This is a genomic window from Tsukamurella strandjordii, assembly GCF_039525985.1.
GTDB lineage: Bacteria > Actinomycetota > Actinomycetes > Mycobacteriales > Mycobacteriaceae > Tsukamurella > Tsukamurella strandjordii.
Genome location: NZ_BAAAII010000009.1, coordinates 581 through 12524 on the forward strand (window position 1 = coordinate 581; position 11944 = coordinate 12524).

Annotated in this window: 10 protein-coding genes; all 10 read left to right on the forward strand. The window is 69.9% G+C overall.

Annotation, left to right across the window (positions count from 1 at the left end):
- Window positions 1-196: 196 nt before the first annotated feature.
- Window positions 197-1405 carry a UDP-galactopyranose mutase gene (glf, locus tag ABD108_RS17380; RefSeq protein ID WP_305112491.1) on the forward strand — a complete coding sequence of 403 codons (1209 nt, stop codon included), beginning with the start codon at window positions 197-199 and terminating at the stop codon, window positions 1403-1405.
- Window positions 1402-3315: a glycosyltransferase gene (locus ABD108_RS17385; RefSeq protein ID WP_343930937.1), complete on the forward strand. Its 1914-nt coding sequence runs from the start codon at window positions 1402-1404 to the stop codon at window positions 3313-3315. The genes glf and ABD108_RS17385 overlap by 4 nt, the downstream gene beginning before the upstream one ends.
- Entirely contained in the window at window positions 3312-3932 is a 621-nt protein-coding gene (locus tag ABD108_RS17390) for a phosphatase PAP2 family protein (protein ID WP_220657012.1), read from the forward strand. The genes ABD108_RS17385 and ABD108_RS17390 overlap by 4 nt, the downstream gene beginning before the upstream one ends.
- A complete protein-coding gene (locus ABD108_RS17395) occupies window positions 3932-4852 on the forward strand; it encodes a decaprenyl-phosphate phosphoribosyltransferase (RefSeq protein ID WP_220657011.1) in 921 nt (306 codons plus the stop codon). The genes ABD108_RS17390 and ABD108_RS17395 overlap by 1 nt, the downstream gene beginning before the upstream one ends.
- Window positions 4830-6830, forward strand: coding sequence for an arabinofuranosyltransferase AftB family protein (locus tag ABD108_RS17400; protein WP_343930938.1), 2001 nt, complete (start codon window positions 4830-4832; stop codon window positions 6828-6830). Before ABD108_RS17395 ends, ABD108_RS17400 begins: the two co-directional genes overlap by 23 nt.
- A gap of 177 nt (window positions 6831-7007) precedes the next feature.
- Window positions 7008-8174 carry an MFS transporter gene (locus ABD108_RS17405; protein WP_220657010.1) on the forward strand — a complete coding sequence of 389 codons (1167 nt, stop codon included), beginning with the start codon at window positions 7008-7010 and terminating at the stop codon, window positions 8172-8174.
- Window positions 8175-8242: 68 nt separating this feature from the next.
- Complete coding sequence (gene hemA, locus ABD108_RS17410; RefSeq protein WP_255585581.1) at window positions 8243-9484, forward strand: 5-aminolevulinate synthase; 1242 nt, start codon at window positions 8243-8245, stop codon at window positions 9482-9484.
- On the forward strand, window positions 9484-9969 hold the full coding sequence (locus ABD108_RS17415) for a GNAT family N-acetyltransferase (RefSeq protein ID WP_220657009.1): 486 nt from the start codon (window positions 9484-9486) through the stop codon (window positions 9967-9969). Before hemA ends, ABD108_RS17415 begins: the two co-directional genes overlap by 1 nt.
- Window positions 9966-11018 carry a Gfo/Idh/MocA family oxidoreductase gene (locus tag ABD108_RS17420; protein ID WP_220657008.1) on the forward strand — a complete coding sequence of 351 codons (1053 nt, stop codon included), beginning with the start codon at window positions 9966-9968 and terminating at the stop codon, window positions 11016-11018. Before ABD108_RS17415 ends, ABD108_RS17420 begins: the two co-directional genes overlap by 4 nt.
- Window positions 11019-11942, forward strand: a complete 924-nt coding sequence (locus ABD108_RS17425) for an alcohol dehydrogenase catalytic domain-containing protein (protein WP_220657007.1) — start codon at window positions 11019-11021, stop codon at window positions 11940-11942. It abuts the gene before it with no gap.
- Window positions 11943-11944: the final 2 nt, after the last annotated feature.

An 11944-nucleotide genomic window follows, 5' to 3' on the forward strand; every position in this document is an offset into this window, starting at 1 on the left:
GCCCGCCGCACCGTCGGCCCCCGCAGCGGTCCCGACCGCGCCCGCAGCACCTGCGGCCCCGGCCGCACCGTCGGCGGCCGCACCCACCCCGCTGGCCGTCCCGACGGTGCCCGGCGCCCCGCGCTGACCGGGCAATGGTCACACCCCAAGGCCGGGTGGCGCCGTGAGGGCCACCCGGTCGGTACTCTGAGTGCCCGTGGCGAACACTTCCTCCCAGCCCTATGACCTCCTCGTGGTCGGATCCGGCTTCTTCGGCCTGACGATCGCCGAGCGCGCAGCCAATGAGCTGGGCAAGCGGGTCCTCGTCGTGGAGCGCCGGTCGCACCTCGGCGGCAACGCGTACTCCGAGCCCGAGCCCGAGACGGGCATCGAGGTGCACAAGTACGGCGCCCACCTGTTCCACACCTCGAACGAGCGGGTCTGGGAGTACGTCACCCGGTTCACCGAGTTCACGGGCTACCAGCACCGCGTCTTCGCGATGCACAAGGGGCAGGCCTACCAGTTCCCGCTGGGCCTGGGCCTGGTGAGCCAGTTCTTCGGCCGCTACTTCACTCCTGACGAGGCGAAGGCGCTGATCCAGGAGCAGGCCGCGGAGTTCGACTCCAAGGACGCGCAGAACTTCGAGGAGAAGGCGATCTCGCTGATCGGCCGCCCGCTCTACGAGGCCTTCATCAAGCACTACACGGCCAAGCAGTGGGAGACCGACCCGAAGAACCTGCCCGCCGGCAACATCACCCGCCTGCCGGTGCGCTACAACTTCGACAACCGCTACTTCAACGACACCTACGAGGGCCTGCCCGTCGACGGCTACACGAAGTGGCTCGAGAACATGGCCGCCTCCGACCTGATCGACGTCCGCCTCGACACCGACTGGTTCGACGTGCGCGAGCAGATCATCGCCGAAAGCCCCGACGCGCCGATCGTCTACACCGGCCCGCTGGACCGCTACTTCGACTACTCGGCCGGACGCCTCGGCTGGCGCACCCTCGACTTCGAGACCGAGGTGCTGCCCACCGGCGATTTCCAGGGCACCCCGGTGATGAACTACAACGACGCCGACGTGAAGTACACCCGCATCCACGAGTTCCGGCACTTCCACCCGGAGCGCAAGAACTACCCGACCGATAAGACGGTCATCATGCGCGAGTACGGCCGCTTCGCCAACGACGACGACGAGCCCTACTACCCGATCAACACCCCGTCGGACCGCGAGATGCTCACCGCCTACCGCGAACTCGCCAAGGCTGAGACCGCGAACGCGAAGGTGCTGTTCGGCGGGCGTCTGGGCACCTACCAGTACCTCGACATGCACATGGCCATCGCCAGCGCCCTGTCGATGTTCGACAACACCCTGCGGCCGCACCTGGAGACCGGTGCGGCACTGACCGAAGAGGCGAACCAGTGAGCACAGCGAAGACCCTGCTGCAGCGTGTGATCCTGCCGCGCCCGGGCGAGCCGCTCGACGTGCGCTCGCTGTACATCGAGGAGGCCGAGACCAACTCGCGCCGCTCGCACGCGCCCACGCGCACCTCGCTCAACGTGGCGGGCGAGTCCGAGGTCAGCTTCGCCACCTACTTCAACGCCTTCCCGGCGTCGTACTGGCGCCGCTGGACCACCCTCACGGACGTGGTGCTGCGGATCGAGCTCAAGGGCACGGCCCGGGTGGACCTGTACCGCTCCAAGGTCGACGGTGCGCGGATCGCCCTGGGCGGCAGCCTGGTCGAGACCGACGCCACCGGCTACGGCGTCGCGGAGTTCGCCACCGACCTCGGCCCGTTCGAGGACGGCGGCTGGATCTGGTTCGACGTGACCGCCGATTCCGACACCGAGATCATCTCCGCCGGCTGGTACGCCACCGTCGGCGAGGAGGGCCTGCCCGATAAGCGGATCACCGTGGGCATCCCCACCTTCAACCGGCCCGACGATGCGGTGGCGGCGATCAAGGCCCTCACCAGCGATCCGCTGGTCGATGAGGTGATCGACGCCGTGCTCATGCCCGACCAGGGCAACAAGCGCGTGATCGACCATCCGGATTACGCCGACGCCATCGCGCCGCTGGGCGAGCGCTACCACCGCTTCGAGCAGGGCAACCTGGGCGGATCGGGCGGCTACGGCCGGATCATGTACGAGGCGCTGCGCCTCACCGACAGCCCGTACGTGCTGTACATGGACGACGACATCGCCATCGAGCCCGATTCGGTGCTGCGCGCGCTGCAGTTCGCCCGGTTCGCCAAGACCCCCATGCTGGTGGGCGGCCAGATGCTGAACCTGCAGGACCGCAGCCACTTGCACTGCATGGGCGAGGTGATCGACCGCAACAAGTTCATGTGGACCGCGGCGCCCTTCGTCGAGTACGACCACGACTTCGCGCAGTACCCGCTCTCCGACAAGGAGAACAGCAAGAACCTGCATCGACGTATCGACGTCGACGGCAACGGCTGGTGGATGTGCCTGATCCCGCGCGTGGCCGCCGAGGAGATCGGTCTGCCGATGCCGCTGTTCATCAAGTGGGACGACTGGGATTACGGCCTGCGCGCCGCCGAGCACGGTTACCCCACGGCGACGGTGCCGGGCATCGCGATCTGGCACATGGCCTGGTCGGACAAGGACGACGCCATCGACTGGCAGGCGTACTTCCACCTGCGCAACCGCCTGGTGGTCGCGGCGCTGCACCACGAGGGCAGTACCCGCGGCATCATGTCCAGCTCGATCAAGGCGCTGATGAAGCACCTGCTGTGCCTGGAGTACTCGACCGTCGCGATCCAGATCGAGGCCATGCGCGACTTCCTGCGCGGCCCCGAGGCGCTCTACGAGCTGCTGCCCACCGCGCTGCCCAAGGTGGCCGCGATGCGCAAGGAGTACCCGGACGCCGTGGTGCTGCCCAGCGCCACCGAGCTGCCGCGCACCACCGGCGCCGCCACCGCACTCGGCACCAAGATCCCGCTGAACCCGCTCACCAAGGCGAAGACCCTCGCGGCGGCGGTGCGCAACAACCTGCGTCCTGCTGATCCCCGGAGTCACGAGGTGCCGCAGGCCAACTACCCGCCGCTCGAGGCGCGCTGGTTCAGCCTGGGCCGGGTCGACGGGGTCACCGTCACCACCGCCGACGGCCGCGGTGTGGTCTACCGCCAGCGCGACCGGGAGAAGATGTTCGCCCTGATGCGCGAGAGTCTGGCGGTGCACCGCGAGGTCGATCGCCGTTTCGAGGAGATGAAGCAGCGTTACCGGGCCGCGTACGGCGACCTGACCAGCCGCGAGGCGTGGTCGAAGATCTTCGAGCCGGAGAACGCGGAGAACGCGGGGGAGCAGAAGTGAGCGACCGGGATCCGGGCCGGGCGGCCACCTTCGAGCTGAACCCGGAGGAGGCCGCGCTGGTCGCCGTGCAGGCGAAGCTGGCCGACCGCCCGGGCGTGCTGCCCGCGGCGCGGGGACTGAGCCATTTCGGCGAGCACTCCCTCGGGTGGATGGGGCTGGCCGCGCTCGGCGCCCTGCTGAGCAAGGACCGCCGTCGGCAGTACGTCACCGCGGGGGTCGGCGCGTTCGTCGCGCACGCCGCGTCGGTGGTGATCAAGCGCATCGTGCGCCGGCGCCGCCCCGATCACCCGGCGATCGCCGTGGGCGTGGGCACCCCCAGCAAGCTGAGCTTCCCGTCGTCGCACGCCACCTCGTCGACGGCCGGGGCGATCCTGCTCGGTCGCGCCTCGGGTGTGCCGGGCGGCGCGGTGCTGCTGCCCGCCGCCGTGGTGCCGCCGATGCTCACCTCGCGCATGGTGCTGGGCGTGCACTACCCGACCGACGTCGCCGCGGGCGCCGCCATCGGTGCGGCGAGCGCACTGGCCGCGATCGAGGGTGAGAGACTGTGGACGCGCCGCGAGGCGCGCAGGGCTGTGAAGAACCGTACGACGAAGCACACGAAGGGGTCGGACAACTGATGAGCGAGGAGCCGATCGAGCACGGCGAGCCGAAGGTGCCGTCGAACCTCGCCACCGGACTGATCAAGGCGATGCGGCCCCGGCAGTGGGTCAAGAACGTCCTGGTGGTCGTGGCCCCGCTGGCGGCGGGCCGGGATCAGCTCGAGTACGTCAACTTCCCGAACGTGGGCCTGGCCTTCATCGCCTTCTGCCTGGCCGCCTCGTCGATCTACCTGATCAACGACGCCCTCGATGTGGACGCCGACCGTGCGCATCCCACCAAGCGCTACCGCCCGATCGCCGCGGGTGTGGTGCCGGTGAACGTGGCCTACGCCGTCGCGTTCATCCTGGCCGCCGCCGCGATCGGCATCTCGCTGCTGGCCAACAAGGAACTGGCGATCGTGATCGGCGCCTACCTGGTGATCCAGCTCGGCTACTGCCTGGGTCTGAAGCACCAGCCGGTGATCGACATCTGCATCGTGAGCTCCGGCTTCCTGCTGCGCGCCGTGGCCGGTGGGGTCGCCGCCGAGCTGCCCAAGGGCCTGTCGCAGTGGTTCCTGCTGGTGATGGCCTTCGGTTCGCTGTTCATGGCTGCCGGTAAGCGGTACGCCGAGTTGCAGCTCGCCGAGCGCACCGGCGCCAAGATCCGCAAGTCGCTGGAGTACTACACCACCACCTACCTGCGGTTCGTGTGGACTTTGGCGGCCACCTCGGTGGTGCTCTGCTACGGCCTCTGGGCGTTCGACAAGACGACCCACCCGGACAACATCTGGTACACGCTCTCGATGGTGCCGTTCACCGTGGCCATCCTCCGGTACGCCGTCGACGTCGACGGCGGCGAGGCGGGCGAGCCCGAGGAGATCGCGCTGGGCGACCGCGTGCTGCAGGTCCTGGCGGTCATGTGGATAGGAACTGTCGTTGCCGCGGTCTACTTCGCCTGATGCTCCCGCGGCCGGTCGGGCCGCCGCGAGCTCTTTCCCGCTGCCCCGAGTCACCCTGTGGCTCGGGGTCGCGGCGTGTGCGGTGCTGTTCGGTTACGGCGCCTGGCAGCGGCGGTGGATCGCCGACGACGGCCTGATCGTGCTGCGCACCGTGCGCAACCTCCTGGCCGGGAACGGCCCCGTCTTCAACATCGGTGAGCGCGTCGAGGTGAACACCTCCACCGCGTGGACCTACCTGATCTGGTTCTTCTCCTGGATCAGCGGTGTGCAGACCGAGTACGTGGTGCTCACGGTGGCGCTGGTGCTGTCGGTGGCGGCGATTCCGCTGGCCATGCTCGGCACGGCGCGCCTGTACAAGGGTGGCGGCGGCTGGAAGCGGCTGCGCGGTTCGGGCCTGATGCTGCTGCCCGCCGGTGGCCTCGTCTACATGGCGTTGCCGCCCGCGCGGGACTTCGCGACCTCCGGCCTCGAGGTCTCGCTGACCATCTTCTGGGCGGCGCTGCTGTGGTGGCTGGCGATCGCCTGGTCGCAGCTCGACCGCGACGCCTCCGCCCGCGAGGACGTGATCAGGAACTGGGTGCTCACGCTCTCGACCGCCTTCGTGGCCGGGCTGTCCTGGCTGGTGCGGCCGGAGATGGCGCTGGTCGGCGGCATGGTGCTCGTGGTGATGGTGCTCGCCCCGATCGGTCTGAAGCTGCGGCTGGCCGTGGTCGCCGCCGCCGGCCTCCTGCCCGTGGGGTACCAGATCTTCCGGATGGGCTACTACGGCCTGCCCGTGCCCAACACCGCGATCGCCAAGGATGCGAGCGGTTCGAAGTGGGATCAGGGCTTCACCTATCTCGCGAATCTCGTGGAGCCCTATTCGCTGTGGCTGCCGCTGCTGGCGCTGGCCATCGCGGTGCCGCTGCTGCTGGTGCCGGCGAAGGGTGCCCGTGCGCCGCTCACCGGCCGGTTCCGGCTGCCCCGCGGCGGCGTCACCGGTCTGCGTGATCAGCTGCAGCGCCCGGCCGTGATCGTGGCCGTGATGTTCCTCGGTGGTGTCGCCGAGACGCTGTACTGGTTGCGCCAGGGCGGCGACTTCATGGCCGGACGCGTGCTGCTGCCGCCGCTGTTCCTGCTGCTGCTGCCGGTGATGGTGATCCCGCTGCGCATCCCGTCGCGGCAGGAGGGCGATTCCCGCCTGCGCGGTGCCGCCCGCCTGCTGGGTGGGTCGGCCGGTGCGGCTGTCGCCGCGGTGTTGTGGGTGCTGGTGATCGGGTGGGCGCTGCACGCCTCCACCTTCCGCGGGATGCCCGACGGTACCGCGATCGGCAAGACCGGCATCGTGGACGAGCGCGCCTTCTACTCGCTGCAGACGGGCAAGTCGCACCCGATCACCGCGGACGACTACCTGGACTATCCGCGGATGCAGTCGCTGCAGGAGATCCTGCGGCAGACCCCGCGGGGCGGCGTGTACCTGCCGTCCTTCGACTACGACTGGTGGTTCATCGATCCGCTGCCCTACCCGCGTCCCCCGGACGTGCCGCTCACGCAGACGGTGTTCTTCACCAACCTCGGTATGACGTCGATGAATCTGCCTCTGGACGTGCGGGTCTGGGATCAGGTCGGGCTGGCGTGGCCGGTGGCCACGCACACCGCTCGGCTCGAGGACGGCCGGATCGGGCACGATAAGGAGATGTTCCCGGATTGGGCGGTCGCCGAGGCGAAGGCCTATCCGAAGCGTCCGGCCCTGCCGCCGCACATCGACCCGAACTGGGTGAACCAGGCCACGCTCGCGCTGACCTGTCCGCAGATCCAGCAGTTGCGTGATTCCTATTCCGCGCCACTGACCTTCGATCTGTTCAAGCGGAACTTCAAGCTCTCGCTGGCCACGATGGGTATGCGGATCGACCGGGTGCCCGAGTACACGCTGCGCATGTGCCGGATGGATGTGCCGCCGCCGCTCACCCCCGAGCAGTACACGATGCCCAAGAACTGACCGCTGGGCCGGCCCGGACCGTTGACTATGTACGAAAACCTGGGCCGGCCCAACAGTTAGACACAGTGGTGATCGAAAGGCCCGCTGATCGGGCACCACGCCCACATCCTTCATAACCTGCTTACGACACCGAACGAACGGTGCCGCCGATCCGGCGGGCGAAGCAGGGGAGAATCGATGGCACGCACGTTGTGGCCGTTCATCATCGGGAGCGTCGCACTGGGCCTGGACGCCTACGTGATCGCGGGGCTGCTGCCCGCGATCGCGAGCGATCTGCACACCACGCAGTCCCTGGTGGGGCTGGGCGTCACGGCCTTCACCGGCGCCTACGCGATCTCCGGGCCGCTGCTCGCGGGGCACGCCGGCCGCAACTCCGGGCGCAACCTCACCATCGCGCTCGCGGTCTTCGCGGTGGGCAATCTGCTCACGCTGCTGGCGCCCACCATCGCGGTGTTCATCGCCGCCCGGATCATCGCGGGCGCGGCGGCCGGGGTCTACTCGCCGCTCTCGTCCGCGGTCGCCGCCCATCTCGTGGCACCCGAACGCCGCGGCCGCGCACTGAGTCTGGTGCTGGCGGGCATGGCCACCGGCAGCGTCTTCGGTGTGCCTCTGGGGCTGCTGGTGGCGAACCGGTTCGATTGGCGCGCCACGATCGGCATCGTCACCGCTCTGGGCGTGGCGGCACTGATCGGCGTGCGGTTCCGCGGCGGCGATGCGTTGCCCAGCATCGAGGCCCCCGGCCTCACGGCGCGGCTGCGCTCCCTGACCCGCACTCCGACGCTGCTCACCGTGCTGGTCACCCTGTTCACCGGCATCGGCTCGCTCGGCCTCTACACCTACATCAGCCCGCTGCTGTCCACCTCCAGCCTGTCCTCGCACCTCACGCTGTCCATCTGGATCTGGGGGATCGGTGGCGCGGTCGGCGTGTTCGCGATCGGCCGGATCGTGGACGCGCTGAAGAACACGCTCGCGATCACCGCGGTGATCACCGCCGTGCTGGCGCTCGTGCTGGTGGTGATCGGCCTGGAACCGGCGGCGGTGATCCTGGCTGTCGGCCTGTTCCTGTGGGGCGCGCTGGGCTGGTCGTCGCTCGCTCCGCAGCAGCACACCTTGCTCGCGGCGGCACCGAACGACGGGGCCACCGCCGTGGCCGCGAACTCCTCGGCCAACTACCTCGGCTCCGCCGTGGGATCGGCGATCGGTGCCCTGGTGATCGCGGGCGGCACGGTGGGCGGCTCGCTGGCCCTGCTGGCGGCGCTGCCCTTGGCCCTCGCCTTCGCGATCCAACTGGTGCGGATCCGCCTCGCCCGCACGGCCGTCGCGGAATCCGCGACCGTCTCCTGATCGATCCGAACAGCCTCCCCAGCCCTCAGCACTCAGCCCTCAGCACTCCCACGAAAGTGAGTACCGGCGTGACCGAAATCCTGCTCGACACCGTCGATCGCTACGAGACCGTCGCCCGCGGCAAGCTGGACGATCTCCGCGAGAGCGGCAACTACCGGACCTTCGCGAACATCAACCGCCGCGCGGGGGCCTTCCCGGCCGCGGCGATCGGATCGCCTGCCGCCGAGGCCGAGCCCGATGCCGATGTGGTGGTGTGGTGCAGCAACGACTACCTCGCGATGGCGCAGCATCCCGAGGTGATCGCCGCGGCCGAACAGGCGCTGCGCCGGTACGGCGTGGGCGCCGGCGGCTCCCGCAACATCGGCGGCACCAATCACGAGATCATCGCCCTGGAGGGCGTTCTGGGCGAGTGGTTCGGTAAGGAGCGGGCGCTCGTCTTCCCCACCGGCTACGGATCGAACGATGCGGCCCTCGAGGCGCTCAGCCTGGTGTACCCGGATCTGGAGATCTTCAGCGATGAGCTGAACCACGCCTCGATCATCGCCGGTGTCCGCCGCAATCGCAACGGCCGCCACGTCTTCCGGCACAACGATGTCGACGATCTGCGGGCGCAGCTCGCGGCCGCGGATCCGGCCGTGCCGAAGCTGGTGGTCTTCGAATCGGTGTACTCGATGGACGGCGATATCGCGCCGATCGCCGAGCTGCTCGCGGTGGCGAAGGAGCACGGCGCACTGGTCTTCCTGGACGAGGTGCACGCCATCGGCATGTACGGGCCGCAGGGCCGGGGCATCGCGGCCTCACTCGGCCTGCTCGACGAGATCGACATCGTGCAGGGAACACTCGCCAAATCGATCGGCGTGATCGGCGGGTTCATCGCCGGCCGGGACTGGCTGATCGACGCCATCCGCTCGTTCGCGCCCGGCTTCATCTTCACCACGGCGCTCCCGCCCGCCACCTGCGCCGCCGCCCGGCGCAGCGTCGAGATCGTGCGCGGCGCCGAGGATCTGCGCGCCGATCTGCAGGCGAAGACCGAACTGTTGCGGCAGCGGCTGCGCGCGCACGGCATCACGGTGATGGAGGATTCGGTCACGCACATCCTGCCGGTGCGCATCGGCGACCCGCACCGGTGCACCCTCGCTGCGCGCCGGCTGTTCGACGAGTACCGGATCTACGTGCAGCCGATCAACCCGCCGACCGTTCCGGAGGGCACCAGCCGATTCCGGATCAACGTGACCCCGGCGCACACCTACGACCACATCGAACACCTGGCCACCGCGCTGGGCGCGGTGTTCCGGGAGCTGGGCGTCTGATGGCCGCGGTCCTGCAGATCCGCAGTGCCGCGCCGGGAGACGAGGACGATCTCGTCCGGCTGCGAGAGGGACTGCTCACCTCGGATCCGCAGGCGCACTGGGCCTCCGGACCCGATGCTCCCGACTGGATCCCGCACTACCGGGCCCAGCTCGCGGCCGAATTCGCCGACCCGGCCGCCGTGCGCACCTTCCTCGCCACCGACGGCGATGCGGCGGTCGGCACGCTCACCGCGATCGTCGATCACCGTCTCGCGGGCCCGTCGAACCCCACCGGCAGGGCGGGATGGGTGCAGGGCGTGTACGTGGCGCCGCAAGCCCGCGGCCGGGGGATCGCCGCCCGGCTGACCGCCGCCGCCGAGGAGTGGTTCGCCGAGCGGGGCGCCGGCGCGGTGGTGCTGGCCTCGACGCCGGCGGCCGAGCCGGTGTACCGCGGCCTCGGCTACCTCGCGGATTCGGAGACCCACTTCCGGAAGGACCTGCGGTGACCCGCGTCGAGCTGTTCGGCACCGGGTACGAGGGCACCCGCCTGCGTGAGGCCTTGGTGGCGGCCGTCCGGCTCGCCGGCACGGGGGAGGCCGTCGAGTTCCGGGAGTACGGGCGCGCCGATTCCGCGCGGATCGCCGCCTCGGCGCCGGCCGACCGGACTGCGCGGTTCGCCGGCTCGGAGTACTTGATCAACGCCACCAACGATGATCAGCACGACGCCGTCCTCGACCTGCTGCATCACGCCGACGGCTTCGTGGTCAGCGAGAAGCCGCTGGTGGCCCCCGATCAGACGGTGGCCGAGGGCTGGTCGTCCGCGTGGTCGGGACGGGATCGCTTCGCCCTCAACACCATAGAGCGGTACTCCGCGGCCGTCTCGTACGTCCGTGATCGGGTGGCGGCGGCCGAGCTGCGGGTAGCGCGGGTGAACTTCGTCTGGGCCAAGAACAGGTTCGACGATCCGCGGCCCACCGTCGGCGTGGTCTCCGAGGTGATCCACCCGCTCGATCTCGCGGTGCATCTCGTGGGCGGCGATCTGGCGCAGGTCCGGCTGAGCTCCGCCACGGTGATCGAATCCGATTACGCGGCCGCGGGAACGGTGCTGCCGGAGTCCGCGCAGATCGCCTTCGAGGTGGGCGGCGCGGTGGTCACCGGCTACTCCAGCTTCGGCCATCCGAGCCGCTCCCGGGTCGTGGAGATCACCGCCGAGGGCGCACGCGGTGAGCGCGAGTACTTCGAGCTGCGGTTCGACGATCCGGCCTGGGACTACGACCGGCTGCGGCACTGGTCGACGGCGGGGACGGTGCCGCCGGTGGAGCTGGATTTCACGCCGCCGGCCGACGGTTCGCCGGTGGGCGCCGCGAAGCTGGTGCGGTTCTGGCTGGATGTCCTGGACGGCAGGTTCGGCCGCCGGTACGCCGGATTCGACGATGCGGTGCAGCTGCAGCGGCTACTGGGCGAGATCTCGCGGAGCGTGCGAGCGGAGGCGGTATACGGTGGGGGGCAGGCTCGGTCGACCCTCGACCGTCTCGACTCCGAACGGCTGGGATAGGTGACATTCGCTGGACCGTGCATCGGCTTCCGCGGCTACGGCGGGCCCGAGGTGCTCACCGAGTTCGACGATGAGAAGTCGGCGTCCGGTCCCGGGCGGGCGGTACTGCGCAGCGCCTTCTCCGGGGTCAACCCCGTGGATGTGAGCTTTCGGACCGGGCGGATGGACGCCTTCGTCGGTGACACGGCGAGCGGTTTCGTGCCGGGTATGGAGTGTGTGGGCGAGGTGGTGTCCTCCACCGCACCCGGTCTCCCGGTGGGCGCCGTGGTGAACGCGCTCACGCTGCCCGGCGTCACCGCGCATGCGGGGAGCTACGCGGCGTACGTGGAGGTCGATGCCGAGCGCGCCGCCGTCGTGCCCGCGGGCCTGCCCGCCGAGGCCGCGGCGAGCATCCCGCTCAACGGCGTCACCGCCTCGTCGATCCTGCAGGCCCTCGGCCCGGGGTCGCGCACGGTGGTGGTGACCGGTGCCGCCGGTGCGCTGGGACGGTTCCTCGTGGTCGCCTCCGCCGCCGCAGGACACCGGACGGTCGCGCTGGCGCGGGAGGGCGACGATGCCCTGCTGCGTGGTCTCGGCGCCCACCAGCTGCTCACGGACGGTACCGCCGGTGGTGTCGACGAGCCCGATGTGATCATCGACGCCGCGAACCTCGGTGCCGCACTGTCGGAGCGGTTCCGGTCCGCCGAGACCGTGGTCCGCGTGCGCGCCGACACCGAGTACCCGCTGCCGCATCGCCGCCTGGTCACCGCGAACGTCCGCGAGGCGGCCGGTGCCGCGGCGCACATCGCCTGGTGGAACGCGCGCATCATCGACCAGCCGGAGGTGATCGGTCCGATCGAGTGCTTCGGCCCGGGTGAGGCCGGACGGGCACAGGAGCGGCTGTCGGCCTCGCGCCGGCGGGGCCGCATCGTGCTGCGCTGGTGACC